19 protein-coding genes and 2 CRISPR repeat arrays are annotated in these 26,106 nt (G+C 53.7%); of the genes, 9 read left to right on the top strand and 10 right to left on the bottom strand.

Going from position 1 to position 26,106, the window contains the following annotated elements; all coding sequences use genetic code 11:
• Nucleotides 1–3: 3 nt before the first annotated feature.
• From lolA to lrp, 3 genes are all read right to left on the bottom strand, one after another.
• A complete protein-coding gene (lolA, locus tag IM299_RS09085) occupies nucleotides 4–618 on the bottom strand; it encodes an outer membrane lipoprotein chaperone LolA (protein WP_028012557.1) in 615 nt (204 codons plus the stop codon).
• A 128-nt stretch (nucleotides 619–746) separates the two neighbouring features.
• Nucleotides 747–4,442, bottom strand: a complete 3,696-nt coding sequence (locus tag IM299_RS09080; protein ID WP_193357364.1) for a DNA translocase FtsK 4TM domain-containing protein — start codon at nucleotides 4,440–4,442, stop codon at nucleotides 747–749.
• 135 nt (nucleotides 4,443–4,577) lie between these two features.
• Complete coding sequence (gene lrp / locus IM299_RS09075; protein ID WP_000228469.1) at nucleotides 4,578–5,072, bottom strand: leucine-responsive transcriptional regulator Lrp; 495 nt, start codon at nucleotides 5,070–5,072, stop codon at nucleotides 4,578–4,580.
• Between the two features lie 544 nt (nucleotides 5,073–5,616).
• Between lrp and trxB the strand changes: the two genes are divergently transcribed.
• The 7 genes from trxB to IM299_RS09040 all read left to right on the top strand — a co-directional run bounded on the left by trxB (nucleotide 5,617) and on the right by IM299_RS09040 (nucleotide 13,808).
• On the top strand, nucleotides 5,617–6,585 hold the full coding sequence (gene trxB, locus IM299_RS09070; protein WP_028012555.1) for a thioredoxin-disulfide reductase: 969 nt from the start codon (nucleotides 5,617–5,619) through the stop codon (nucleotides 6,583–6,585).
• A 114-nt stretch (nucleotides 6,586–6,699) separates the two neighbouring features.
• On the top strand, nucleotides 6,700–8,466 hold the full coding sequence (gene cydD, locus IM299_RS09065) for a cysteine/glutathione ABC transporter permease/ATP-binding protein CydD (RefSeq protein WP_028012554.1): 1,767 nt from the start codon (nucleotides 6,700–6,702) through the stop codon (nucleotides 8,464–8,466).
• The gene (cydC, locus tag IM299_RS09060; RefSeq protein ID WP_047362713.1) at nucleotides 8,466–10,187 is read left to right on the top strand and encodes a cysteine/glutathione ABC transporter ATP-binding protein/permease CydC; all 1,722 of its coding nucleotides are present in this window, start codon (nucleotides 8,466–8,468) and stop codon (nucleotides 10,185–10,187) included. Before cydD ends, cydC begins: the two co-directional genes overlap by 1 nt.
• Nucleotides 10,188–10,232: 45 nt before the next feature.
• A complete protein-coding gene (aat, locus tag IM299_RS09055) occupies nucleotides 10,233–10,937 on the top strand; it encodes a leucyl/phenylalanyl-tRNA--protein transferase (protein WP_041910636.1) in 705 nt (234 codons plus the stop codon).
• Nucleotides 10,938–11,221: 284 nt separating this feature from the next.
• A complete protein-coding gene (gene infA / locus IM299_RS09050) occupies nucleotides 11,222–11,440 on the top strand; it encodes a translation initiation factor IF-1 (RefSeq protein WP_002211347.1) in 219 nt (72 codons plus the stop codon).
• Nucleotides 11,441–11,607: 167 nt separating this feature from the next.
• Nucleotides 11,608–12,656: direct repeats of the CRISPR family, unit length 28 nt; unit sequence TTTCTAAGCTGCCTGTACGGCAGTGCAC.
• 238 nt (nucleotides 12,657–12,894) lie between these two features.
• Nucleotides 12,895–13,338 (top strand): antitoxin Xre/MbcA/ParS toxin-binding domain-containing protein, encoded by a 444-nt coding sequence (locus IM299_RS09045; protein WP_193357363.1) that lies wholly within the window; start codon nucleotides 12,895–12,897, stop codon nucleotides 13,336–13,338.
• Nucleotides 13,335–13,808, top strand: a complete 474-nt coding sequence (locus tag IM299_RS09040) for an RES family NAD+ phosphorylase (protein WP_193357362.1) — start codon at nucleotides 13,335–13,337, stop codon at nucleotides 13,806–13,808. Before IM299_RS09045 ends, IM299_RS09040 begins: the two co-directional genes overlap by 4 nt.
• A gap of 21 nt (nucleotides 13,809–13,829) precedes the next feature.
• Here the strand turns inward: IM299_RS09040 and cas6f are convergent, their stop codons facing one another.
• From cas6f to IM299_RS09005, 7 genes are all read right to left on the bottom strand, one after another.
• Complete coding sequence (cas6f, locus tag IM299_RS09035; protein WP_023327015.1) at nucleotides 13,830–14,384, bottom strand: type I-F CRISPR-associated endoribonuclease Cas6/Csy4; 555 nt, start codon at nucleotides 14,382–14,384, stop codon at nucleotides 13,830–13,832.
• Nucleotides 14,385–14,393: 9 nt separating this feature from the next.
• A complete protein-coding gene (gene csy3 / locus IM299_RS09030; protein WP_193357361.1) occupies nucleotides 14,394–15,392 on the bottom strand; it encodes a type I-F CRISPR-associated protein Csy3 in 999 nt (332 codons plus the stop codon).
• A gap of 13 nt (nucleotides 15,393–15,405) precedes the next feature.
• Nucleotides 15,406–16,341: a type I-F CRISPR-associated protein Csy2 gene (gene csy2, locus IM299_RS09025; protein ID WP_193357360.1), complete on the bottom strand. Its 936-nt coding sequence runs from the start codon at nucleotides 16,339–16,341 to the stop codon at nucleotides 15,406–15,408.
• Nucleotides 16,338–17,648 carry a type I-F CRISPR-associated protein Csy1 gene (csy1, locus tag IM299_RS09020; RefSeq protein ID WP_193357359.1) on the bottom strand — a complete coding sequence of 437 codons (1,311 nt, stop codon included), beginning with the start codon at nucleotides 17,646–17,648 and terminating at the stop codon, nucleotides 16,338–16,340. The genes csy2 and csy1 overlap by 4 nt, the downstream gene beginning before the upstream one ends.
• Before the next feature lie 16 nt (nucleotides 17,649–17,664).
• Nucleotides 17,665–20,898, bottom strand: coding sequence for a type I-F CRISPR-associated helicase Cas3f (gene cas3f / locus IM299_RS09015; RefSeq protein ID WP_193357358.1), 3,234 nt, complete (start codon nucleotides 20,896–20,898; stop codon nucleotides 17,665–17,667).
• Nucleotides 20,895–21,878, bottom strand: coding sequence for a type I-F CRISPR-associated endonuclease Cas1f (cas1f, locus tag IM299_RS09010; RefSeq protein WP_193357357.1), 984 nt, complete (start codon nucleotides 21,876–21,878; stop codon nucleotides 20,895–20,897). The genes cas3f and cas1f overlap by 4 nt, the downstream gene beginning before the upstream one ends.
• Before the next feature lie 331 nt (nucleotides 21,879–22,209).
• Nucleotides 22,210–23,262: direct repeats of the CRISPR family, unit length 28 nt; unit sequence TTTCTAAGCTGCCTGTACGGCAGTGAAC.
• A 176-nt stretch (nucleotides 23,263–23,438) separates the two neighbouring features.
• Nucleotides 23,439–23,876: a hypothetical protein gene (locus tag IM299_RS09005; protein WP_193357356.1), complete on the bottom strand. Its 438-nt coding sequence runs from the start codon at nucleotides 23,874–23,876 to the stop codon at nucleotides 23,439–23,441.
• Between the two features lie 664 nt (nucleotides 23,877–24,540).
• On the opposite strand from IM299_RS09005, the gene IM299_RS09000 reads away from it, so the two are divergent.
• Together IM299_RS09000 and IM299_RS08995 are read left to right on the top strand one after the other, a co-directional pair.
• Nucleotides 24,541–25,242, top strand: a complete 702-nt coding sequence (locus tag IM299_RS09000; protein ID WP_193357355.1) for a hypothetical protein — start codon at nucleotides 24,541–24,543, stop codon at nucleotides 25,240–25,242.
• Between the two features lie 233 nt (nucleotides 25,243–25,475).
• Nucleotides 25,476–25,955: a type VI secretion system tube protein TssD gene (locus IM299_RS08995; RefSeq protein WP_069732560.1), complete on the top strand. Its 480-nt coding sequence runs from the start codon at nucleotides 25,476–25,478 to the stop codon at nucleotides 25,953–25,955.
• Nucleotides 25,956–26,106: the final 151 nt, after the last annotated feature.

Here is a 26,106-nt window from a genome sequence, read left to right as displayed (position 1 = left end):
CTCTTACTTATTGCGTTGGTCGTCCACCGTTACGCCCTGCGGCGGGGTAAAGGTGAATTTCGATGCGTCAACGGCGCCGTTTTGCTGAGACTTAAGCTGGTAGCTGCTGCGCTGATCGTCCTGCTCAACCGCGCCGAACTGATTAATGGTACCGTTGGTGCTTACGTTGATGGTGAACTGCTTCAGATTGCCGTTGCTGCCTTTCGGCGTCAGGACAAATTCATCACCGTTCTGTTTAATGTTGTACTGCTGCCAGTCGCTGGTCTGGTTGCGGGCGATCAGCATAAACGGCGTATTGCTGGTCGCGTCTTTCAGCCAGGTCGCAGTGGCCTGCTCAACAAACGGGTTGAAGAACCACAGGGTTTTACCGTCAGAAACCAGGATGCTCTCATCCGGCTGGGTCATATGCCAGTTAAACAGATTGGGGCGTTTCACCCACAAATCACCCTGTCCTTCCTGCACCGCGTTGCCGCTGCCGTCCGTCACTTTTTGCGTGAAGCTGGCGTGGAAGCTGCTTACTTTATCCAGTCGGCTTTTAAGGTCGCTGGCTGCATCAGCCCAGACGCTGCTGGCTACAAAACTGGTGAGTAATGCACAGGCGATGGCGATTTTTTTCATTGTTATTCCTTAAAATACGTCTTCCCGAAAATGGGGTTTCCGTTTCTATTCTGGACCTGCCCGAAGGCAGGCGACAGAAGAATATGCTTAATTTTTGCTGATTTACCCTTCTTTGCAATCGCTGAAGGTTAATCAAACGGCGGCGGAGCCAGCACCTCACGGTTACCGTTGTGCCCCTGCTCGCTCACAATGCCCTGCGCTTCCATCTGCTCGATGATGCGCGCCGCGCGGTTATAGCCGATGCGGAACTGACGCTGCACGCCAGAGATGGACGCTTTGCGTTTTTCAGTAACGAAATTAACCGCCTGGTCGAATAACGGATCCAGCTCTTCGCCGCCGTCAAAGCCACCACCGCCGCCTTCGCTTTCGCTGTCGGAGGTAATGCCGTCAACGTACTGCGGACGTCCGCGCGCCTTCCAGTCCTGCACCACGGCGTGTACTTCCTGGTCGCGAACAAACGCGCCGTGTACGCGCACCGGAGAGGTGGAGTTCGGGCCGGAGTACAGCATGTCACCCATTCCCAGCAGCGACTCAGCGCCGCCCTGGTCAAGAATGGTACGGGAGTCGATTTTGCTCGAAACGGTAAACGCAATACGGGTCGGAATATTCGCCTTAATCAGACCGGTGATAACGTCCACGGACGGACGCTGGGTCGCCAGCACCAGGTGAATACCTGCCGCACGCGCTTTCTGTGCCAGACGCGCGATCAGCTCTTCCACTTTCTTCCCGACGGTCATCATCAGGTCGGCGAATTCATCCACCAGCACGACGATATAAGGCAGTTTCTCCAGCACAGGATGCTGGGCATCCATGCTGTCACCCGGCTTCCAGTATGGGTCCGGAATCGGACGACCCATGCGCGCCGCCTCGGCGATCTTCTCGTTATAACCGGCCAGGTTACGCACGCCCAGCGCAGACATCAGCTTGTAGCGACGCTCCATTTCATTGACGCTCCAGCGCAGGGCGTTGGCGGCGTCCTTCATGTCGGTGACCACTTCCGTCAGCAGGTGCGGAATGCCTTCGTAGACCGACAGTTCGAGCATTTTCGGGTCGATCATGATGAAACGCACGTCTTCAGGCTGCGCTTTGTAGAGCATGCTCAGGATCATGGCGTTCACGCCGACCGATTTACCGGAACCGGTGGTACCCGCTACCAGCAGGTGAGGCATTTTCGCGAGGTCTGCCACTACCGGGTCGCCGGCGATATCTTTACCCAACACCACGGTCAGCGGAGATGGGTTATCGCGGAACTTGGTGTTATCCAGCACTTCACGCAGGTAAACGGTCTGACGTTTCTTGTTCGGCAGCTCAAGGCCAACGTACGGTTTACCCGGAATCACTTCCACCACACGTACCGCCACGGTCGACAGAGAACGCGCCAGGTCGCGGGAGAGGTTAGAAATACGCGCGGCTTTGACGCCCGGCGCCAGGTTCAGCTCGAAGCGGGTGATCACCGGGCCCGGTGAGTAGTTCACCACGTCCGCCTTGATGCGGAAGTCTGCCAGACGGGCTTCCACCAGACGGGCCATCTGCTCCAGGGCAAACGTATCAACCGGCTCGACTTCAGCCGGTGGCGGCGTCAGCAGATCCAGCGACGGCAGCGGCGTGCTCGGACGCTGCAGCGGACGGCTATCACCGTTACGCATAAGCAGCGGGTGAATCAGGCTCTCCTGCGGCTGCGGTGCTGGCTGCTGGTACTGCAGCGGCTGCTGTTGTGGCTGCTGCGGTTGCGCATACGGCTGCTGAACAGGTTGCTGCGGCTGCGCGGAAGTCTGTGCCTGCGGCGCTGGCGGCTGACGCACAGGCTCTGCTTCAGGCATCACGCTTGGGGTGAACAGAGGCTCGCTCGGGCCATCATCCACCAGATCTTTCATCGGCGAAAACTCGAAATCCGATAATGAGAACGGGTTCGCACCCGCTGGCTGTTCACCTGAGTAACGCTGCTGCTGGGTTGCCGCAAACTGACGCGCTAATTCGGCTTCAGCCGCGTCATCTTCGTCTTCCAGCATCGGTTCATCATGCTGATAGTCTTCACCGTAGCGCTGATTCTGCTGCGCGGCGAACTGGCGCGCCAGCTCGTCCTGCTGCATTTCATCAGCATCATCTTCGTAGTCCGTCCCACGCGCTTTCTCTTCGGCCATCCGCTGGGAAGGCAGCTTGATCCCATAGGAGGCAAGCTCACGACGGGTTGGAACGCGGACGCGGTTAGGGCGAGGCAGTTGCGGACCAATTCCCTCTTTCACCTGCGGACGCGGCGCACCGCCCGTTGCCAGGCTAAAGACAGGTGCCGCCGCCGCTGCGGCTGCGGTAGCCTGCTTCACGCTTTCCGTTACGGGGGCAACAGCAGGCGTCGGGTCGACCGGTGGAACCGAAACCGACGGGGCTTTTGGCGCAGGTTCCTGCACCGGTTCAGGCACAGGCTGATACCATGCCGCCAGCTGTTCGCGCTCACGAGCACGGCGTTCTTCAACTTCTTCAAAATAGTACATTGGCGGACGAGACGGTTTCACCTCTTCCACCACCTCAGGTTCAGGCTGAGGCTCGACATAAGGCTGCACAGGTTCAACCGGTTCAGGCACGTACTCCTGATAAGGCTGGGCCACAGGCTGCTCATAGTGCGGCTGTTCATACTCAGGTTGCGGCGGCTGATAAGGCTGCTGCCACTGCTCCTGCTGCACGGGGATATAGCTCTCTGGTTCCGGCGCGATAACAGGCTCCGGCGTGTGGACACCCGGCGCGGTCTGCCAGGCAACCTGAGGCTGCTGAATAGCGGATTCCGGAGGCGGAACCGGCGCGGATGGCATCACGGCTTCGACAGGCGCGGCATACGCCTGTGATGCTGTCGTTGCGGCTGCGGCCGCGGCAACCGGCGCGGTAACGGTATGGCCGTTAAGCAGCGGATCGTATTCATCGAAATCACCCGGCATCGCACGGTTGCCGGAGAAAAGCACATCATCAGGATCGACTGCACTACCCGCTGCGCGGTACTCCACCTGCTCGTCTTCATCCATACGCTTACCGGAGAAGAGCGCCGCGTCGGTTTTACGTCCAAGCGGGTTGGCAAATTTTTCAGCAACGCGCTGGCGACGCGCCAGGGCACCGCGCAGAATACGGGCACGACGAGATTCACGACGTTGCACCGGCGCATCGTCTTCCTCTTCGTACTCATCTTCATATTCTTCTTCATCGACCCACGTGTCGTCGCGGCGGGTACGGTTGCTCGCGAAGGTCAGGATCGTAAGAATAAAGCTGCCGATCTTTTCGGCAATGCTCACCCATGACCAGCCGGTAAACAGCGTCAGCCCGGCCGCCCAGATGCAGAGCAGCGCCAGCGTACCGCCGCTGCTGTGAAGCATCGGCTGTAGCGCAGAGCTCAGCAGGCTGCCAATCACCCCACCGGAGGCGAAGTACCAGATATCATCGGCATTAATCGCCGCCAGCCCGCAGGAGGTGAGGATCAGCGCCAGGGCGCCAATCAGGCGCAGGGAAACTGCAAAATAGTCGATGTAATCATCGTTCTGACGATGACGCCATGCAAACCAGCATCCGCCAATGATTATGACGGGAATGGTGTAGGCCATCACACCGAAAATGAAAAAGAGCGTGTCCGCAAACCAGGCTCCGGGTACGCCGCCTAAATTATGGATAGGCTCATGCCACGCGGTTTGCGACCAGCTGGGATCGGAGGGGTTGAAACTGAGTAAGGCTGCCATCAGCCAGACGGCAAAAAGGGCAATAACGATCAGCAAAGCCTCGAGGAGACGACGTCCGCTGCTTAGCTTCGATAGTGTGACTTCTTTGTCTTCAGTGTATTCCTGGCTCAAGAAAGGCTCTCCAGGTATCAGGCATATCCTGCCTGTTTGCTAAAACGGACAACAGCGCCGGGGCTCCCCGGCACTGTTGCTGTATGGATTAACAGGAGTGTAATCAAACTACGCTGATTTTGCACCTGTTCCGTGTTAGCGCGTCTTAATAACCAGACGATTGCTCTGTTTGACCTCTTCCATCACCACATAGGTACGGGTGTCGTTCACGCCTGGCAGACGCAGCAGGGTTTCCCCCAGCAGCTTACGGTAGGCGGACATATCAGGCACACGGGTTTTCAACAGGTAGTCGAAATCACCGGACACCAGATGACACTCTTGAATTTCTTCAAGTTTTTGTACAGCGGCGTTAAATTGCTCAAACACATCCGGCGCACCACGATTCAGAGTAATCTCAACAAATACCAGAAGTGAGGCATCCAGATAATGCGGGTTCAGCAGAGCCGTATAGCCCTGAATAAAACCCTGTCTTTCCAGTCGGCGCACACGCTCAAGGCACGGCGTCGGGGAAAGTCCCACACGTTTTGAAAGCTCGACGTTGGAAATACGCCCATCCTTTTGCAATTCATTAAGAATGTTACGATCGATACGGTCGAGATCTTTGCCAGGGCGCTTCTTGCTATCTACCATTATTATTGTCTCTCTGTATTCCTTCCCTACTCCTGCCTGGACCCTGTGCACATCACTGTTCAGAGCCTGTACCCGTTAGTCATCACATCGCCTGGTTATGTATTAGACGCGATGCGGATTCGGGTTCTGTTGGTAAGAAGACCGCTGCCCGAAGGCTGTCACCGACATCACGTATGGCGTCTGTCCACGCCATGCGTAGATTTCACTGACACGGTAAAAATGGCATTTACGTGCATGCCTATGCGGCATACGGTTAACGCGGTTTTTTTTCTTCCTTGAATGTTTTCGCAAATGCGCAGGGGATTGTCAAAGCAAAACATCGTTTTTTAGTACAAGATGCCGGATATTCATTACGGGGGGGTATTAATCCTCATTTTACTGCTTTATAAACGAGCGGTTTTCAGTAGAAAACGTGACGTAACGGCACTGTATTCATCGGGCGCAGCTATTGCATATATCGAAAGCAAAATCCCAGTGCTCTTTTTTTACGGCAACAAATTCCCTACAATCCAGCCCATTGCCTGCCAACAACAATGGGGATCTCATGGGCACGACCAAACACAGTAAGTTGTTAATCCTTGGTTCTGGACCTGCGGGATATACCGCGGCGGTCTATGCTGCACGCGCAAACCTGCAGCCGGTTCTGATCACCGGCATGGAAAAAGGCGGTCAGTTGACCACCACCACGGAAGTGGAAAACTGGCCGGGCGACCCGAACGATCTGACCGGGCCGCTGCTGATGGAACGCATGCACGAGCATGCCGCCAAATTCGAAACCGAAATCCTGTTCGACCACATTAATAAAGTGGATTTGCAGAACCGTCCGTTCCGCCTGACGGGTGACAGCGGTGAATACACCTGCGATGCGCTAATCATTGCCACCGGCGCCTCTGCCCGTTATCTGGGCCTGCCGTCTGAAGAAGCGTTCAAAGGCCGCGGCGTCTCTGCCTGTGCGACCTGCGACGGTTTCTTCTACCGTAACCAGAAAGTCGCGGTTATCGGCGGCGGTAACACCGCGGTGGAAGAAGCGCTGTACCTGGCGAACATTGCCTCTGAGGTGCATCTGATCCACCGTCGTGACACCTTCCGCGCAGAGAAGATCCTCATTAAACGCCTGATGGATAAAGTGGCGAGCGGCAACATCGTGCTGCACACCAACCGTACCCTGGAAGAAGTCACCGGCGATCAGATGGGCGTTGCGGGTCTGCGCATTCGTGATACCCAGAACACCGATAACGTCGAAACGCTGGAAGTGGCGGGCCTGTTTGTGGCAATCGGCCACAGCCCGAACACCGCGATCTTCGAAGGCCAGCTGGAGCTGGAAAACGGCTATATCAAAGTGCAGTCCGGCATTCACGGTAACGCGACCCAGACCAGCATCCCGGGCGTGTTCGCTGCCGGTGACGTGATGGACCATATTTATCGTCAGGCGATCACCTCTGCGGGCACCGGCTGTATGGCCGCGCTGGACGCTGAACGCTACCTCGACGGACTGGCTGAACAAGGTAAATAATCTTTACAAGTCAGTAACAAACGTAAATAAAGGCGGCCACAGGTCGCCTTTATTTTTGCTCGCGTGTAACATGCAGATGTCTAATTTCTTATAACGTCACCTGCAAAATACGCAATGGAAAAAACCCGTCAACAAGAGTTAACACGCTGGCTGAAACAGCAAAGCGTTATTTCCCGCCGCTGGCTTACGATCTCCCGTCTTCTGGGGTTCGTTAGCGGTCTGTTGATTGTTGCCCAGGCATGGCTGCTGGCCCGCATTCTTAATCACATGATCATGGAGAACATTCCCCGCGAAGCGCTCCTGCTGCCCTTTATCGTCCTGATCCTGGTTTTTGTCCTGCGCGCCTGGGTGGTGTGGCTGCGTGAACGTGTCGGCTTCCACGCCGGACAGCATATCCGCTACGAGATCCGTCGTCAGGTGCTCGACCGCCTGCAGGAAGCCGGGCCCGCGTGGATCCAGGGTAAGCCGGCCGGAAGCTGGGCGACGCTGATCCTTGAGCAGATCGACGATATGCACGATTACTACGCGCGCTATCTTCCGCAGATGGCGCTGGCGGTTTTTGTGCCGCTGTTGATTGTTATTGCCATCTTCCCGGTGAACTGGGTGGCGGCGCTGATCCTGCTGGGGACCGCCCCGCTGATCCCGCTGTTTATGGCGATGGTCGGCATGGGGGCGGCTGATGCCAACCGCCGAAATTTCCTGGCGCTGGGCCGGCTGAGCGGACATTTCCTCGATCGTCTGCGCGGGATGGAAACCCTGCGTATTTTTGGTCGCGGTGAAGCGGAAACCGAGAACATTCGCCTGGCATCACAGGACTTCCGCCAGCGCACGATGGAAGTGTTACGCCTGGCGTTCCTCTCGTCCGGCGTGCTGGAATTCTTTACCTCGCTGTCGATTGCCCTCGTGGCGGTTTATTTCGGTTTCTCCTATCTCGGCGCGCTGGATTTCGGCCACTACGGCACTGCAGTGACCCTCTCTGCCGGTTTCCTCGCGCTCATCCTGGCTCCGGAGTTTTTCCAGCCGCTTCGCGACCTGGGGACCTTCTATCATGCCAAAGCGCAGGCCGTTGGCGCGGCCGACAGCCTGAAAACCTTCCTGGAGACACCGCTGGCGCACCCGGAGCGTGGTGACGTGGCGCTGAACGCTAAAGAGCCGGTAACCGTCGACGCGAGCGATTTCTGCATTCTCTCGCCGGAAGGAAAAGTGTTGGCTGGCCCGCTGAACTTTAGCCTGCCCGCCGGAAAACGCGTGGTGCTGGTCGGCACCAGCGGTTCAGGGAAGAGTTCTCTGCTGAATGCGTTATCCGGTTTTATGGCCTACACCGGTTCGCTGCGGATAAACAAAACTGAACTGCGTAACCTCGATCCCGACGCCTGGCGTAAGCAGCTCAGTTGGGTCGGACAAAACCCTCAGCTACCTGCTTCCACGCTGCGCGAAAACGTGCTCCTGGCACGCCCGGATGCTCGTGAAGATGAACTGCAGTCCGTTCTCGACCGCGCGTGGGTCAGTGAATTTCTGCCGCTGCTCCCGCAGGGTGTCGATACCGTGGTAGGCGATCAGTCTGCCGGGCTGTCTGTCGGCCAGGCACAGCGCGTGGCCGTCGCCCGTGCGCTGCTGAACCCGTGCCAGCTGATGCTGCTGGATGAGCCTGCTGCCAGCCTGGATTCACACAGCGAGCAGCGCGTCATGGCGGCCCTGAGCGCCGCTTCCCTGCAGCAAACCACCCTGATGGTTACCCATCAGCTGGAAGGCATTGCTGACTGGGATGAGATCTGGGTGATGGAAAACGGTCATATTGTTGAGCAAGGCAATTACGCCGCTCTTGTTGCCGCGCAGGGGCCGTTCGCCGCCCTGCTGGCGAACCGTCAGGAGGACATCTGATGCGTGCTCTGCTGCCTTATCTTGCGCTCTATAAACGCCACAAGTGGATGCTGACGCTGGGGATCGTGCTGGCGATTGTCACGCTGCTTGCCAGCATCGGCCTGCTCACGCTTTCCGGCTGGTTCCTGTCGGCCTCCGCCGTAGCCGGGTTCGCCGGATTATACAGCTTCAACTATATGCTGCCGGCGGCAGGCGTGCGGGGTACCGCCATTACCCGTACTGCCGGACGCTATTTCGAGCGGCTGGTCAGCCACGACGCGACGTTCCGTGTCCTGCAGCACCTGCGCATTTACACCTTCAGTAAACTGCTTCCCCTCTCCCCTGCCGGGCTGGCGCGTTTTCGCCAGGGCGAATTACTGAACCGTGTCGTTGCGGATGTCGACACGCTGGACCACCTTTACCTGAGGGTGATCTCCCCGATTGTGGGCGCGTTTGTGGTGATTGTGGTAGTTACGCTGGGGCTGTCCGTTCTGGATGTTCCCGTTGCGCTGACGCTGGGCGGGATCATGCTGCTGACGCTTATCATTCTGCCGCCGCTGTTTTATCGCGCCGGGAAATCCACCGGGGAAAACCTGACGCGGCTGCGCGGGGATTACCGCCAGCAGCTGACCTCCTGGCTTCAGGGCCAGGCAGAGCTGACCATTTTTGGTGCCAGCAAGCGCTACCGTGCCCGAATGGAAAGTACGGAGCTGAACTGGCATGAAGCCCAGCGCCGCCAGTCGGAACTGACGGCCTTCTCGCAGGCGCTGATGGTGTTAATCGGCGGCGTGGCGGTGATCGCCATGCTGTGGCTGGCATCCGGCGGGATTGGGGGTAATACCCAGCCAGGCCCTCTTATTGCCCTCTTTGTTTTCTGCGCGCTGGCCGCATTTGAGGCACTGGCCCCGGTGACGGGCGCTTTCCAGCATCTTGGACAGGTGATCGCCTCTGCCCTGCGCATCACTCAGATTGCCGAACAGGAGCCTGAAGTCACGTTCAGTGCCGGGCAAACCACCGTGCCTGAGCAGGTGGCGCTGACGCTTGATAACGTGACCTTCGCCTATGACAAACAGGCGCAGAACGCGCTGGAGGGTATCAACCTTTCCGTTAATGCAGGGCAACGGATTGCGATCCTCGGCCGTACCGGCTGCGGTAAGTCGACGTTGCTGCAGCTGCTGACCCGCGCCTGGGATCCACAGCACGGTCAGATTCGTTTTAATAACACGTTGCTGACTGATTTCAGCGAGCAGGCCCTGCGCAAGACCGTGAGCGTTGTTCCACAGCGCGTGCATCTGTTTAGCGCCACCCTGCGCGATAACCTGCTGCTGGCCGCGCCAGAGGCTTCGGACGATGATCTTCGCGCCGTACTGGAGCAGGTCGGGCTGCAAAAGCTGCTTGAGGACGAAGGACTGAATAGCTGGCTGGGAGAAGGCGGTCGTCAGCTTTCCGGCGGAGAGTTGCGCCGTCTGGCCATTGCGCGCGCGCTGCTGCATGATGCACCTCTGATGCTGCTCGACGAACCTACAGAAGGGCTTGATGCGACAACCGAGAGTCAAATCCTTGATTTACTGGCAAACGTTATGGCAGGAAAAACCGTCCTGATGGTGACGCACCGTCTGCGCGGGCTGGCAAGTTTTGATCGGATAATTGTGATGGACAACGGACACATTATTGAGCAAGGTAGTCACGCAGAGCTGTTGGCGAAACAGGGTCGCTACTACCAGTTCAAACAGCGTCTGTAGACTATATTTGTAGCGTCCTCACTCGCGTACTGGAGTTTTGCTGTCATGCGCCTGGTCCAGCTTTCTCGTCATAACATCGCGTTTCCTTCGCCGGAGGGAGCGCTGCGTGAGCCCAACGGGCTGCTGGCCCTTGGCGGTGACCTTAGCCCTGCGCGGCTATTAATGGCCTACCAGCGCGGCATCTTCCCGTGGTTTTCTCCCGGCGACCCGATTTTATGGTGGTCTCCCGACCCGCGCGCCGTGCTGTGGCCAGCGCAGTTCCATCTGAGCCGCAGCATGAAGCGTTTCCATGCTAAATCCCCATATCGCGTCACGCTGAATCACGCCTTTGGGCAGGTGATCGAAGGCTGTGCCGAAGATCGCCATGAAGGGACGTGGATCACCCGCGATATCGTCAACGCCTACCACCAGCTCCATGAGCTTGGCTACGCCCACTCCATTGAGGTTTGGGAAAAGGGGGAACTGGTTGGAGGCATGTACGGCGTGGCGCAAGGGACGCTGTTTTGCGGCGAATCGATGTTCTCCCGTGCGGTTAACGCCTCGAAAACCGCGCTGCTGGTCTTCTGCGAGGCCTTTGCCCAGCGCGGCGGACGCCTGATCGATTGTCAGGTGCTCAACGAGCACACGGCCTCTCTCGGTGCAGTTGACATCCCGCGACGACAGTATATCGAGCATCTGGACGCCTGCCGTCAGGAGAAGCTCCCGCGCGACTTCTGGATCCCCAGAACGCTCTTTATGCCCAATGCTTAAATGTTTTCCGCATATTTTTTGTGAGGGTGTTATAATTATGCCGCAGAGTAGCTTCTGCCTGTTGCCCCGCCGCCGTTTGGGACCCTCGCTTCAGATAACGTCCTGACGTTTATCCTGTCGTCTCCCCTTTACGAATGCGCTTCCTGTTCGGTTGTACCGTGACGCTTGGGCAATGCGCCGAAACTGTTTTGCTGCGTTTTAATCGCGCAATTCTTTACTTAATTGATGAATTTCGGCATTATCTTGCCGGTTCAAAACTTGGTAGTGATACCCCAGAGGATTAGATGGCCAAAGAAGACAATATTGAAATGCAGGGTACCGTACTTGATACGTTGCCTAATACCATGTTTCGCGTAGAGCTGGAAAACGGTCACGTGGTAACTGCGCACATCTCCGGTAAAATGCGCAAAAACTACATCCGCATTTTGACGGGCGACAAAGTGACTGTTGAACTGACCCCGTACGACCTGAGCAAAGGCCGCATTGTCTTCCGTAGTCGCTAATTTTTTCGCCTGTAATGGCAGATGAATATTAAATAAGGCCGGGATATTCCCGGCCTTATTTTTTTGTGTTTCAGTCGATTTTTTGAACAATTATTTGGGTTTTGTTTCTGCTTCAGGGCTGTCTGTTCGACAGTGTAGAGAGTAAGGGGGAGACCTTATTTTCTATTTTGCTAAACTGCGTGTGCGGCAGTGCACCGAAACTGGTTCTAGCACTCTCAGCTCCTGTATTTCTAAGCTGCCTGTACGGTAGTGCACCCGATATCGTGGGCGGAATGTGGGCGGCTATCTTTCTAAGCTGCCTGTACGGCAGTGCACAGGCTGACCATCCACCGCAACCGCATCAGCCATTTCTAGGCTGCCTGTACGGCAGTGCACGATACAAAAAAAGCCCTCATGGCGTTTAAGTGTTTCTAAGCTGCCTGTACGGCAGTGCACCGTATCAGCAGGGTATCCCGCGTATGTTTAGTTTTCTAAGCTGCCTGTACGGCAGTGCACCCTCTCCGATGATTTTTCGTGCCATGTAGTCATTTCTAAGCTGCCTGTACGGCAGTGCACTTAACAAAGAGATTTACTTTCAGGCTCCTACTTTTCTAAGCTGCCTGTACGGCAGTGCACTCCGCGCTGCTGCCGTTTCCGGCGTGGCTGATTTTCTAAGCTGCCTGTACGGCAGTGCACATCGGGAGCGGCGCTGTGCTGTTTTTGCTGTCTTTCTAAGCTGCCTGTACGGCAGTGCACTGATGGCTGGCCGGCAGGCTGTGGTAGATATATTTCTAAGCTGCCTGTACGGCAGTGCACATCAAAGTTCTCAGCCATAGCTTTCGCGGCAGTTTCTAAGCTGCCTGTACGGCAGTGCACCGATGTCAGCGATATCGAACGCGATATTGAACTTTCTAAGCTGCCTGTACGGCAGTGCACAAGTCTCTCGTTTTGAACATTTTTTCATTTTTTTTCTAAGCTGCCTGTACGGCAGTGCACGCGTGGCGGGATTAAAGATGATGAAACTCCTTTTTCTAAGCTGCCTGTACGGCAGTGCACAAGGCTACTGTTCTGAGTGTTTCCACATCGTCTTTCTAAGCTGCCTGTACGGCAGTGCACGGGCGTTTTTGCGCGTGACGCGAAAGCCTCCCATTTCTAAGCTGCCTGTACGGCAGTGCACTTGTAACAGCCGCGCCAGAAGTGGTGGAAAATTTTCTAAGCTGCCTGTACGGCAGTGCACTGAAATAATATCTCCACACCCTTCTGATTTGCATACAAAAAAAGCTAAAAAATCTTCTCTGACCCTCTTTTTTACCCACCAAGAAAACTCATTTAAAATCAATAAATTACAAAACCGCTAAAAATTAGGGTCAAAACACCTTTCTTCGCATTTATCACCCTCACAAAAACACCCATTCCTCCTATCCTGACAAATGGCTATACTTAACTATGACAAATGACATTACTCAGGAGGTGACATGAGAACCTGGATCCCCGCGCAGAAACCTGCTGATAACGCGCTTTGGCGTTACGCGGGTTTACCCGCAAACCGAGGTATGCGGCTGATTGAATTTCTCAATCAGGGATTACCCGTCAGTGTCCTCGACAACATCCACGAGTGGACGTCCATGTCGAAAGCGGACATTTTGCGTGTCACAGGTATCAACGAACGTAACGTCGCCCGCCGCAAAAGCGCGGGACGGACGTTAACGCCCGACGAGAGCGAGCGCGTGGCTCGTTTCGTTCGGGTGCTGGATGCTGCCGTTGACTATTTTGGCAGTAAAGAAGAAGCATGGACCTGGCTGCAGGCACCGGTGCGCGGACTGGGGTACGTGGCGCCTGTCGACTTAATAGCGACGGAAACCGGTGCGCTGGAAGTCACCGATTTGATTGGCCGCCTGGAACACGGCGTGTTCGCATGATTTTTTATCGTCTGGTGACGGGCCGCTATGCCAGCGAAGCGTGGAGTGGAAGTGGCGCAAATCAGTATGGCGGACGGTGGAATCATAAAGGCCATCCAGCCGTGTATGTCTCTACCTCCATCTCGCTGGCATCACTGGAAATTTTGGTACATGTCAGAAAAGATACCGTACTGAATCAGTACCAGCTTTTCAGCATTGATATCCCGGATGATCAGATTGATTACCTGGATAAAGCGTGGCTCCCCGAGGACTGGCAGGAAAATCCGGCGCCGGTATCAACGATGGATCTAGGTACTGGATGGTTACAGGCTAACAGTGCCCTCGCGCTTATCTTACCTTCCTGCATCATTCCTTATGAAAACAACGCCATCCTTAACCCCTTACATCCGGGGTTCCACATAGCGCTCAATTCAGTTCAACAGTTGCCCTTTATTTTTGACACCCGACTGGCTGAAAAAACCGCACCCTGAACGCGGATGCGGTTATGCGTCTCAGAACCAGGGAACCGTCGCCGTCGCGCTGAGTCCATAGGTCGTAAACATCCCGGAGACAGGCGTAGAGAGCAAATCACCATGGCGAATGAAGAGCTTAAAAGACTGGCCGGTAGAGAGACTGCGCAGGTTAAGCCAGGGTAAATCCGTCCTCGCTTCCTGCATCGTCAGAAGACGTTGTTGCGCCTCCTCCTCTGTTAACCATCCTTTTTTCACTGAGCGTCGCATAAGCCTCTGCGCACTGCTTTTCACCTGGACGCGGCTCACGCAGCGCCACTGGTTGACGACAGGCACGGGCTGGATGTCTGAGGACATGCAGTAGTCACTCAACCCTTTCCGCCACGACAATGCTTCAAGTTCGCTTAGTGCCTGATGATGACCGTGCACGCGTAAGACGGGGCCAGGCTTAAGGCCATATGCCGGGAAGCTGATCCCTATATCCCCCTGCCCTCGTTGTCCCAGCGCGCGGTGCAGCTTGGCCACCAGCGCAGCCATCAGCATCTCCTCGCTGAACTCCGGATCGGGCAGAACGCGGATCTCAAGATAGTGATCCATAGCTACTCCTTAATCGCCCTTCTCACCGAAAACGCCACCGCGGATTAGCACAGCCATGACGTAATGCTGCTGCTCAACCTCGGGTTTCAGTCCTTTCGTCACCCAGTTATCAAGGAGCGTGTAGAAGTCCATTTTTTCCTTCGGCTGACGACAAGCCACGCCGCGACTGGTGACTGAGCCGTACGGCTCAACGGCGATAGCGCCCAGCGCATCGACCTGAGGGTGCCAGGTATCGATAGTTCGAATGGCATTCCCGATTTTCTGCGAGTGCATGCCCGCAACGCTGTCTACCTGATACAACAGGCGGCTCTTGCTGCTGTTGCTGTCCAGGACCAGCTCCTGCGACGGGAAGATCTCCTGCCCGGCACCGAGCAGTACCTGCGCTTCGACGTTCAACAGCACAAAACCTTCACCGCTAAGTCCTTTTTCGATTTCCTGCGCCAGTGCGTTTAGGCTCTCGTCGCTGGCTGTAAAATCTCGCAGCGCATAATTGTATGCATCAAACGTCCACGACTTACTGCCCGTCACGTTCACGATGATTTTTTCAGCACCGACGCGGTTGCGCCATAAAAAACGACCGTTCGCAAGATTAGTTGCGTAGCGGTGCGCCAGTTCGGTAAAACCGTGTTCAGTGATATAGCCATCGATAACCTGCTGAAGTTCATCCTGATAGGTGCGATCGTTACACACAGAAGGCGTCGACAGGTTACCCAGCACGCGCAGGGTAAATTTCACCTTCAGGGTATCTGCATCGGCAGGCAGCGCCGCCACATCGACACGCTGCAGGTTCGCTTTCTGGATTTCAGCATCCAGTTTTGCCGTATCGTTGGTGAGCGCATTTTTCAGACGATTAGAGATGGTGCCACGCACCGCTTTTTCCTGGATACGGATCGGTTGCCACTGCTTGCCCTGCCAGCTTCCGGAATACATCACTGCATCCGAGGTTGCCAGCTTACGTTCAAATGCCAGTACGGATGCCGTTTTAACGGCCGTTGGAGCCTTTGCCATAGATAAGTCCTTTTTAATTAATAAGTTTTGATGTCACCGGCGCGCCCGCGCCCTGACAGTAGTAGCCCGTTTCCGTCGTCCGATAACGCCAGAAAATCTCGTCCAGTGACCGAATCCGGTGCAGACCGCACCACTCGCCCACGCCATACACCGTTTCGGTAAACGCAAAGGGCGTCTCTGCATCACGCGCGTTTGCCACGACGCCCGGTGCGTAGAGTTCAGAGATGCGCTGATAACCCGTCATCAACGGCACCAGATAACCGGGGTTGGGTTTCGGAACAACGTGCCAGTTGGCCGGTTCACCTTCCTGAATATCGCTATCCTCTGGTGTTTCTGCCTGTATTTTTAGCGCGGCAAAATCCAGCCAGGCGTCGAGAAGCGTTGCATTCGGGCTATGTTCAAGCAGTGTCTTATGATGCTCGCCCAGCCAGCCACTGCGATCCCGCAAGGCAAAGCCCGGCATCAGTTGCCACGTTAGTCGCCCCATCTCCTGAGCGCTGGCAGGCATCGCCATAACCGAAATGTCCTGGATATCGACGATGATTCCGCCCGCAAGTCGGAGCGTCGGACACACCTGCCTGAGATGCTCGGCAAGATCGCGCTGACCGTACTCGCCATTTGGAATTTCCCCGTGACATTCCAGCAGCAGCGAAACCGTCATGTGCATGCGTCCCTCTTCGTTAAAGGAGGCCGTTTTCGCGTCCCGTGTAAGCGGATTGCGGGTCAGGGCAAACTGATAATCGCGGCCAGACGTGTGCGCGTGGATCTGGTGCTCGTGGCTGATCACGGCACAGCCATCAATGCGTAGCTCGTGCGTTTCGGTCAGACGGCGAGACAGCGCATGGGAAAATCCCAGGAAATGGGTAATGGCGGGAAAACCGTAAGTCAGGCCAGCAATCGCGTTGGCGTTTTCGACGCTGATACGGCGAAGCAGGATCAGTGAACTCATTTCAGCGCCTCCCGGATAATTTTATCCATCTCACGCAGGTTGCTGCGTAAACGTTCACGGGTTTGCCATTCACGCTGTTCCACATACCCCAGGTCCTTCAATGCCTTGCTCAGGCGCGCGTTAAGCCACAGGGCAAAATCTGTCGCGACGCTTACCTGCCAGTCGTCTTTATCCCGCTCGAGACGAAAAGCCTCATCGGTTTTGGTGCGCCAGGGATCGAGCCAGAGTTGTTGATGAGTGACTAATCGTTCGCACGAAAGCGTCCAGTTTTGCCATGTATCACGCTGTAGTTCCGACGCCACCACAAACAGCAGGTCGATAAGCGCATCAATGTATTCATCACGCGCTTCGCGAATACGAACATTGGTGTAATCACCGGCTCTGGCCAATAAAGACACAAGCAGGTGAACAGTGCTGTTTGCACGTCGATCAAACTGACCACCTAAAGTGAAAATAGAACGTAACGTCGTCGGCGGCTTGTCTGCTTTTTTCCACTGCGGCGGCTGACAGGAAAGCAGCCAGCTACGCCCGCTGCGGACACTGTTGAGATAGGAAATGTTTTGTGGTTTGGTGCCACCAAAGTGTATTTCCGCTGAATCCGGGAAAAGCGTCAGCGGAGTGGGATGCCAGGTTTTTTCCCGGCGTGCTTTCCAGATAGCTTTAACATCGTCGCCAAAACGGAAGGCAATCATCTTTTGATGCATGGCGTGAACAAGCGAGGTGGCAAATAACGGGCTTAGCAGATGGTAACTTTCGCCTACCGGGAAATAGCCCTGCTTAGCCAATTTGTGCGAAGCGGGTTCGCCGGGCGTTAAGGCACGGGAAAATCCCGCAATCCATTCATCCAGTTGGTTTGCGTCATCGGTAAAAGCGGCCAGCGCAGCGCGATCTCCGCGTTTCAGGCTTGCCAGTAGAGAATCACCACCGTCAACCCGTGTTTGCAGCAATTTCGCGACGTCCAGCGCCGCGGCGTTTCCCACGGCATCCGGTTCCAGACCTGACAACGCAGCGGTGCTGAGATACCCTTCCTGCGCCACTGCCTCGCTGTAAATACTGCTACTTTTTGAATCCCCGTGGGTAAATTTCGCCGCATGGGTCACGAGGTTAATTTGTCCGGCTCGCTTCGCGGCATCCGTCAGCCAGGCTTTCGGTTCATAGCGAAGCTCCAGTTCCCGACGTTCTGCCGCAAGCGTTGCGCTATCTGTATCGCTACGCTTCGCGGCCTCTTTATCAAATGCTTCCAGCTTTGTTTGCCGTCGTCCGGCAATATACTCAGCGATGAAAGCGCTTAGTGCTTCAACTGACATACTCGCTCCTGGCTCCTTATCGATATTCCCTGAACACACCCAACACTGGGTGATACAGCCATTGCTCTGTCTCCTTCTCCCTGCTGATTCTCAATGTGATTTCGCCATACCGTCGCGATACCGCGGCCAGCTCCATCTGTCTTGCCTCGGCCAGCGCCTGTAATATCTCGCCATAATCAATCGCCATCCACGGCTCTACACCCTCGGCCATCGATAAGGACTTCTCGCAAAACCGTCCCGCAGGTTTTAACACCCCGTTCTCCTGCATCAGGCAAAACTCAGGTTCATCGCCTTCCTCTTCCATACTCAAAAAGAAAGTGTCCTGCGGTGAAGCGTGGCGAAACGGCGTTCGCCGCTGCAACTCACCGTTCCACGTCAGCGGCAGTCGCCACCACGATGCGGCTACAGCATCTGATTTATCGCCGCCGTCCAACAGCGCGGCGCGCAAACGGGCATGTTCCAGCGCCGCCAGCGCATTGCCGGGCAGGTTTTCCACGATGCGCGGGATCGCATTCAGAGTGCGATAGCCCTCTTCGCTGAGCAGTTCATGGAGATCGTGGTGAGGCAGCAGATGATGCTCGGTTTCAAAACCGGGCCGACAGTAGGCGATCTCTTCTCCGCGAAGCGCACGCACATTGCGTTTCAGAATCACCAGATTTTCACTCTCAGGCACGATCTGACGATGGCGCTGAATACGGCCCGCAAACTGAATAAGTGAACGCATCGAGCTCGGCTCGATAATCCCCCAGTCGGCATCAAAATCGCGCCCGACTTCGAGAACGGATGTGCCAAGCACGACAAAGAGATGATGCTGTTCCGGTGACATCAACGCCTGCTTAACGTCAGGCAACTGCCAGACCCGCTCCGGTTCGTGCCGCATGAACGCGGCGTCGAGCCGTTTTTCAATCGCCGCACGCACAGCCAGCGGGTGCTGGCTGTGGTACACGCAATAATGAATGCGGTAATTGTCCGGAGAAGGTAATGCCATCAGCGCCTGCGCGACGGCAACCAGCGGGTTGATGTTCGCCATCCGAACCAGACCAAACGACACGGTTTTGCCGCTTTTATGGGTGCTACGGTGATCACAGTGCAGCGCGAACATTTGCTGGTGCAGCGTCTGCGCCAGCGCAGAGACAACATCAGCATTCCGGGAAGCGTGCGCCTCCACGGCGGCCAGTTTACCCAGGCGAAGCCGGGGCTGGTCTGGCAGACGTTTAATCCGCTGCCTGACAAAATCGCCATGCGCCTGACGAAATTGAGCATCGTCGGCCAAATCCTGCGACTGCGCGCCATACTCATCAAACCAGGCGCAGCAGATACTCATCGGTCTGTCCGACTGACCGCACGCGGCCTGCCAGGCTCTGCGCCCTTCCCTATAGGCTTCAAACAGCGCTTCCGTTAACGCGGGGGGGAGCGTTGCAGAGGAAAGTAGCACGCGAGAACCGAGCATTCCCGCCCAGTTCACCAGCCGACACAGGGCGTGCAAATCATCAACGTCAAAATCGTCAGGTTCATCAAGCACCAGATCGCTGGTCATCAGGCGCAGCATGGCGGGGATCTGTCTGCCGCCTCGTACGCCTTCCGTTGCCGGCATCAGGTGATCGATAGTTGTCACCAGCACCGGGGCACTGACCAGGCGATTGAGCGCCGGTTCTTTCGCCAGCCACTGCTGCGCGATGCCGCTACTGGTCGCTCCTTCGTAATGCACGTAATGGTGGCTGGCGAAAAACGTTTCGTCGCTGGCGCTGCTGGTGTCTTCAGCATCGTTGCCCTGATACAGTTCCTTCACTGCCGCAGCACCGGTAACGACGGCCAGCGTGTCGCCATCCAGCCCCAGGCGCGACTGCAGAGCCTGCCCCGTTTGCAGCGTCAGCGTGCGTAACCCCAGCGCCACGCTGAAGCGGCACCCCTCCTGCTCATCCGAAAGAGCATACATAATCCGGGCATTAGCAAAGGTTTTCCCGCATCCGGTCGAGGCCATATTGACGCCGAAGAAGCCCTGCCCGGCACTCTTCTCGCGCAGAGAAGACGCCACGTCCCACGCCTTGTTTTGCCAGTGAAAACGCGGATCTTTCGCCCTCTCCCGAAACGTTTTATGCCGGGCGATGGCGGGCAATGAACGACGCAACGCTGGAAGAGAACGTCCCATCAACAGCGCCTGATGGGCGACACCGACATTGTGCTCATCCAGTTTTTGCCTGAGCAGCCCGGACTGGCGGTCGCTGTTGGCCCAGCACGGGACGGCATCATCCTGCCAGCCGGAATAAGCGGGTTGCGAGGAGTAAACGTGATCGGCCAGCATCAGCGACAGGCGGGCGAGATGGAGGATAAAAAGATTATCCAGCGATCCCGCCTGAAGCAGCGCGGGCAGGTTCCGGATGCGTTTACCAATCTGGCGGGCCTTCTCGCGCCAGGTTTGACTTCTTAGCGGTGTGCCGTGGGGGAATTTCCAGACATTTTTAAAATCGCGCTCTTTCCACTGATGTTTTTCATTGGATTTATGATTAAGCGCGTTCCAGTCTGCATTTAGCTGCCGCTCAAGCCAGCCTTCGCTGTACAGTAACGAGGATTTTGCCGGGTACGGTTGAGGTAAACGATGGTGCGATAGTATTAGCCACGCCACCACCCTGGCGACAGGGGGCAATTTTTCGAGTGGGCTATTGCTCCACTCTACCCTGTCCATCTTCAATACTTTCAGCATGCACTTTTCATCAGCGGCTTTAAGCTGTGTCAACGATGCCAGCCACTGCGCATCCGTTTGCTCTCCCACAAACGCCTCGAACAGACGAACCGAGATCCACTCATGTCGATACGGCTGGCAAACGTGCTGACTTTCCCCCTTAAGCGTTTGCTGGAAGCACATCCCCGCTTTGCCAAAATCATGAAACAGACCGGCGATCGCCGCCAGCAAGGCGATGCTTTCCGCACTTTGCCAGCGATGCTCCCCATCGTTGCGGATAATTTGCAGCGTCGTGCGATTCGTAGGCACGCGCCCTTGCGCGTTAAAGCGACGCAAATTCCCGACTATCCACAACAGCTCGCTTTGACCGTTTTTTTTCAGCCAGTGGCAGGCCACAGCGGTATTACGGCGTGCCGTTTTACGCAGCAGCTTGCGCAGCGTGTTAACGCCTTCCATCGTTATCGTCGTCTGCCACGCGGCATCACCGGTACGCTCAGCAAACTGATCGATAATCTGGCAGCTTTGCTCGCGCGCACGTTTGGTACACCGAGAGATAATCAGCACATTCATTGTGCCACTCCCGCCAGCGATTGAGAGGTGTCCTGCAACGTGGTGATCATCACATCCAGCGCATCAGACTGTTGAAAGGCGTTGATGCAGCGCTGACGAAACTGTTGACTATCCTCACCCTCCATAGCCGCAACAAACGCCTGCGGTATAACGAGGGCGTCTTTGATTAGATCGGCAATATCAAAAACCAGCCCGCCGCGTCGGGTTTTACCATGCATGACCGCCAGACCGTGGGGAATGCCCGTTACCCAGGCCGCGACGGCTGCCAGCCCGTAGGCCAGATAGTTACCCTGATCGAGAAAACGGTTGGCCATATCCGCCCCACCACCGCGTTTGGCGCGGGTAAAGCTGCCATAGCCCACCGTCTGACTGGTCAGTTTGTAGAGCGATTTTGTGAGCTGCGCTTCCTGGAGCATTAGTGAGGTGTGATCCTTCGCGTTTTCCATACCCTGCTTCGCACGCTCCAGAATAGTCTCCAGCGCGACCTTATCAGGCTGAAAAGGCGTTTCTCGCTGTATTCGCAGCCTCTCCCACTGTTTTTCAATTTGCTGTAAACGGATAAATTGAAAACGCTTTGCTGCCTGCAGACGTTTTTCTTCATCAAACCAGAATGAGACCCAGTTTTGTAAATATGCGGTCGGACGGTATTCGCTTTGCGGGCTGAGCCAGGAGACGTCAATGTCCACCTCGTTCGCAGAATACAACGGCGTGCCATCCGTTCCACAGAAACCTACCATCACGCCAGCCCGGGCAAACTCCCGCATTGCCATTTGCGTAACGGATGTTCCCATTCCCAGCATCACTGCCGTGGTATTCGCGATGGGAATATTCCAGTAAAACGACTCTTTTCCTTCCTGAGTGACATATTCAACACGCCCACCATTCACCTGGATGCGGCATTTCTCCAGGTAATAAATGTTGGCGCGTTTTGAATGCAGGATGGTTTTTAAATCTGTTGGGGTAACGCTGTTTGCAGGCATAGCAACGGCTTTAATTTCAAGGTATTGAATGCGGGTATGTTATCGGAGATGAGAGAAATACAAGTGTGATATATATCAAATGAATGGAAATTTCTGTGATAACTAAACAAAAACACATTATTTTTTAAAAGTATTATTTTTACAAATAATATATACACGGAAATATAATTAACCCCTGAATGGGATTTTTATTTAATCTGAAAATGGAAAGCGTGTGGATGATGGTATTTCGTTTTTAAATAGACGAGGTGAATATTTGTGAGGGATGGGTTTACTTGTACTGTCTGTGGGACAGTAACGCCATTTCCACGGCATTAAAGCCCAGAGGGGCTTTCTAAGCTGCCTGTACGGCAGTGAACATCACCGGATCCCACACGATTACGCGCTGGTTATTTCTAAGCTGCCTGCACGGCAGTGAACGGTCCTGCTTTAAGTCGATGGGGCAACGTAGCTTTCTAAGCCGCCTGCACGGCAGTGAACGGAATAACTTTTTGAGGCGAAAAGCCCAGGTATTTCTAAGCTGCCTGTACGGCAGTGAACTTGACTTCTCGGCGGCGGTCGCCTCAGACGATTTTCTAAGCTGCCTGTACGGCAGTGAACACAGCTGAGCACGGTGACATTGTCATCGCCGCTTTCTAAGCTGCCTGTACGGCAGTGAACTATGACCGCTGCGGCGTAGTCCTGGGGCGTGCTTTCTAAGCTGCCTGTACGGCAGTGAACAAAATGGCCCCGGACTGCGACCATGACGGCCATTTCTAAGCTGCCTGTACGGCAGTGAACGAGCAGGTCGGCGGCGCTGGGGCTGCAATCATTTTCTAAGCTGCCTGTACGGCAGTGAACATCCTGACGGGCGAGACCCGGAGAGCTTACCAATTTCTAAGCTGCCTGTACGGCAGTGAACACCATTAAGCATCGCGCCAGAACAAACTGAAAATTTCTAAGCTGCCTGTACGGCAGTGAACGTTTGCGCCGCAGTGGTTGTGGCAATTGCAGATTTCTAAGCTGCCTGTACGGCAGTGAACACTGACGTTACATTGCAGTGGTCGCACTGGCTTTTCTAAGCTGCCTGTACGGCAGTGAACACGTGCCGCATAAAGAGTTGACAACCAGCCAGTTTCTAAGCTGCCTGTACGGCAGTGAACTCAGCCAGAATAGCACAGGCACTTGGCGGCGTTTTCTAAGCTGCCTGTACGGCAGTGAACTGAATAGCGTCATCAATTCCGTCGTTCAGATGTTTCTAAGCTGCCTGTACGGCAGTGAACACTTTAGCGGCTCAGGTTTTATTGGCTTCAATTTTTCTAAGCTGCCTGTACGGCAGTGAACAAATGCCCGCGCAAACAACCCGCGGCGGCGGCTTTTCTAAGCTGCCTGTACGGCAGTGAACTGAAAGGAAACCACGCTATCTTATTGTTAGAAAAGAAAATAATCAATCTTCGCGCATGAAACCCTTTTTTCTGAAACGTAAATTCTCATCATATAAATCAATACCTTACATTATCATCAAAAAAAAGGGTCAAGCCAATGGCGTCAGGAGCCTACCCTAGACGTCACAAACTACATTCAGGAAATAATGTTAACTACCGTTTCTGCACGTTGAGGCGCAACAACATCTGCGGCCATAGAATGCGTAATGTCATGGAGCAGTCCTGTAAGATGCGGCAGCATATCGCGGTCAAAATGCGACACCAGCAGCACATGATTCAACGCCCGGCAGTAATCACACTTTGTTTCTGTATCTTCCAGCAGCCACTCTTTTTGTCGTGGTTGTTCCGCTTCGTCTTCAAATTCCACTATCTGAAAATCACGCATGGATTCCGTGAGGCCGGTTTTAACCTCTTCCAGATATGCCCCGAGGCAACGGCATACGGGCTGCGTTTGCGGGAGTGATTTGCAGTCGAGCAGGATTTCGGTGAGCAGTTCGCAGCGCTCAGCCAGGGTGGGGAGATCGGGGTTTAGGGAGAGTTCGCTGTAAAACTGAGAAAAATTGTTATGTTCCATTTGTTCATGACTCCGTGTGAAATGGTGTTATCTCCACCCGAACGCCAACTCAGGTGGCAGACTGAACCGGTTTGGCGTACCGACCCACACGGGAAAATCGGCGCTTCAAAAGAAGCCCCGGTTCAGCCCACCATAATTGAGTCTGCGGATTATATCGCTAGCTTTCAAAAGTGTGAACGAACCTGATGATAGTTGACGTATCAACATCATTTCTCGTGTGTAATCAGGACGCCAATCCCGGCACCTGATTTTGCAGGTGCGCCGCTATTTTATTACTGTGGATTTATCCAGCAACTGACTTCGAAAGAAACTGGAAAGCGCCTCGCAAAATTCCTCTGCAGCCACATGCTCTCCCCCCTCTCCTACAACAAAGGACGTCCAAAAAGAACAAATAATAATGTAATTTAAGTGAGAGAGGTGCAGGACGGGTTGGAATGCGTGATTACTTCTCCGGACGCACTTTGAAATCGGAAAATAAGCCAATCAAAATAATAAACAACTGATAATCCAGTTTTATATTCACCACATTAATTATTTAAGTCCATTCATCCATCAAGATGATAAAGAGTAATCCTTTTCCCTATTTAACAAAAGTGAGAGCATGATCACTTGATCAAATGTTTTCGTATAAGAAGATAAACGCATTAAACTAAAGGAATATATTATGTATTACAGCGAAGAGATCATTAGGAAAATTGGAACCGATAAAGAGCTAGCAGTGCGATTAGATAAAGCGTTAGCTGGAGTTAAAGAGGGGGTCGTAGATTATTTAAATGGTCTGGAGGATGGCGTAACACGATTACTTTATTATACTTCTTGTCTTACAGACAATTATCAAGATGTGTGTAATAAACTAATATCTGAGGATAAAAGATTTTTGTTTTCTCTGTATGAACTTATAAAGCATCGGGATGTTATATTCCGGATGATAAAAATATACATTGAAACACTTCTAAAAAATAAGAGTGAAGTAGAAAAAAAATCAATCCTTGAGAAATTAACACCCTTTACAACACACTACTCTATAAAATACATTTCAAAAAATGGTTTAATATATACTGTGACATCTTATATATGCTACGGGAATAAGATGAGTTTAGTAGTTCAAGATGCATTAATGAAAAAAATTGGTAGCAGAGTCGGATGGGTGGTGGGAGGCGCAAATATTTATGGCATTGTTCAACATGCTGCTGAAAGTGCAAATAATCTAAAATATTTTTGTCCATTATTTTATAATGCTTTATATAGAGAGGGATTAGAAATGCTGTATTTCTTGATCGAACCGATTATCCTGAAAGCAGGATATCTGAATATTAGCTTAGCCTCGAATGAGGAAATTACCCAAGCATTAAAGAGAATGATGTGATAATGTTTAATTTGATAAATGAATTTCTTTGGCGTTGTGTTAAGCGTTTATTTACCAGTATTAAAGATGATTGCATTAATGATCTTATAGGTTGGGGGATTATTTTTTTTATTATAATGATCTCCATTTTCGTTTCGGCTCTAGTAAATAATAACAAGGTTTCATTTATAATTATCGTCTCTATAGTAGTGACTATATTTTCATTAGTACTTTTTTATAAAGGAAAAAAATAAATGTCTATACCAGCATATATGTGGCTTACCGATGAAAATAACTCACCTATAATGGGGGAGTGCTTAATGCCTACACGATTGGGTTCGACAGAACTTAAATCGTTCAATCATTCTGTATGGATCCCTACAGATTATAACACTGGAAAACTTACTGGTACGCGCCTACATGTTCCAATTACATTTGAAAAAGAGATAGATCGCCTCACTCCCTATTTATTCAGGGCGGTATGTCAGGGTAGAACACTTAAAACTGCTTTAATAAAAATGTACAGAATTAATGAAGCAGGAATAGAAGTAGAATACTTTAATATAAAGATGGAGAATGTAAAAATTACAAGGATTTCCCCCATTTTATTTCCAATGGGCGTTGCAAGTAAGCATATGGAAGAAATTGAAATTCGTTATGAATCTATAGAATGGATTTACTGTGATGGGAACATAATGTTCAAAGACTCATGGAATGAAAGAGCAGTAGCATAAAAAAGGACTCCAAAGAGTCCTTTTTCTGATATGCCCATACGTCTCTTTACTTGCAAACACAAAAACGGCAACCGAAGTTGTAATGCCGATCAGTTAAGGATCGGTTGACCGATCCAGTGGCTGTGTAAGAATCCGGAAATGTTTACCCGTT

It is taken from the genome of Enterobacter cloacae complex sp. P47BA (assembly GCF_014930485.1).
GTDB lineage: Bacteria > Pseudomonadota > Gammaproteobacteria > Enterobacterales > Enterobacteriaceae > Enterobacter > Enterobacter bugandensis.
This window is presented reverse-complemented; position numbering and strand designations above follow the sequence as displayed.

What these genes read in the sequence shown, in the direction of transcription:
- lolA (WP_028012557.1), bottom strand. Translation starts at nt 618, where the DNA reads ATGAAAAAAATCGCCATCGCCTGTGCATTACTCACCAGTTTTGTAGCC.
- lrp (WP_000228469.1), bottom strand. Translation starts at nt 5,072, where the DNA reads ATGGTAGATAGCAAGAAGCGCCCTGGCAAAGATCTCGACCGTATCGAT.
- trxB (WP_028012555.1), top strand. Translation starts at nt 5,617, where the DNA reads ATGGGCACGACCAAACACAGTAAGTTGTTAATCCTTGGTTCTGGACCT.
- cydD (WP_028012554.1), top strand. Translation starts at nt 6,700, where the DNA reads ATGGAAAAAACCCGTCAACAAGAGTTAACACGCTGGCTGAAACAGCAA.
- cydC (WP_047362713.1), top strand. Translation starts at nt 8,466, where the DNA reads ATGCGTGCTCTGCTGCCTTATCTTGCGCTCTATAAACGCCACAAGTGG.
- aat (WP_041910636.1), top strand. Translation starts at nt 10,233, where the DNA reads ATGCGCCTGGTCCAGCTTTCTCGTCATAACATCGCGTTTCCTTCGCCG.
- infA (WP_002211347.1), top strand. Translation starts at nt 11,222, where the DNA reads ATGGCCAAAGAAGACAATATTGAAATGCAGGGTACCGTACTTGATACG.
- IM299_RS09045 (WP_193357363.1), top strand. Translation starts at nt 12,895, where the DNA reads ATGAGAACCTGGATCCCCGCGCAGAAACCTGCTGATAACGCGCTTTGG.
- IM299_RS09040 (WP_193357362.1), top strand. Translation starts at nt 13,335, where the DNA reads ATGATTTTTTATCGTCTGGTGACGGGCCGCTATGCCAGCGAAGCGTGG.
- cas6f (WP_023327015.1), bottom strand. Translation starts at nt 14,384, where the DNA reads ATGGATCACTATCTTGAGATCCGCGTTCTGCCCGATCCGGAGTTCAGC.
- csy3 (WP_193357361.1), bottom strand. Translation starts at nt 15,392, where the DNA reads ATGGCAAAGGCTCCAACGGCCGTTAAAACGGCATCCGTACTGGCATTT.
- csy2 (WP_193357360.1), bottom strand. Translation starts at nt 16,341, where the DNA reads ATGAGTTCACTGATCCTGCTTCGCCGTATCAGCGTCGAAAACGCCAAC.
- csy1 (WP_193357359.1), bottom strand. Translation starts at nt 17,648, where the DNA reads ATGTCAGTTGAAGCACTAAGCGCTTTCATCGCTGAGTATATTGCCGGA.
- cas3f (WP_193357358.1), bottom strand. Translation starts at nt 20,898, where the DNA reads ATGAATGTGCTGATTATCTCTCGGTGTACCAAACGTGCGCGCGAGCAA.
- cas1f (WP_193357357.1), bottom strand. Translation starts at nt 21,878, where the DNA reads ATGCCTGCAAACAGCGTTACCCCAACAGATTTAAAAACCATCCTGCAT.
- IM299_RS09005 (WP_193357356.1), bottom strand. Translation starts at nt 23,876, where the DNA reads ATGGAACATAACAATTTTTCTCAGTTTTACAGCGAACTCTCCCTAAAC.
- IM299_RS09000 (WP_193357355.1), top strand. Translation starts at nt 24,541, where the DNA reads ATGTATTACAGCGAAGAGATCATTAGGAAAATTGGAACCGATAAAGAG.
- IM299_RS08995 (WP_069732560.1), top strand. Translation starts at nt 25,476, where the DNA reads ATGTCTATACCAGCATATATGTGGCTTACCGATGAAAATAACTCACCT.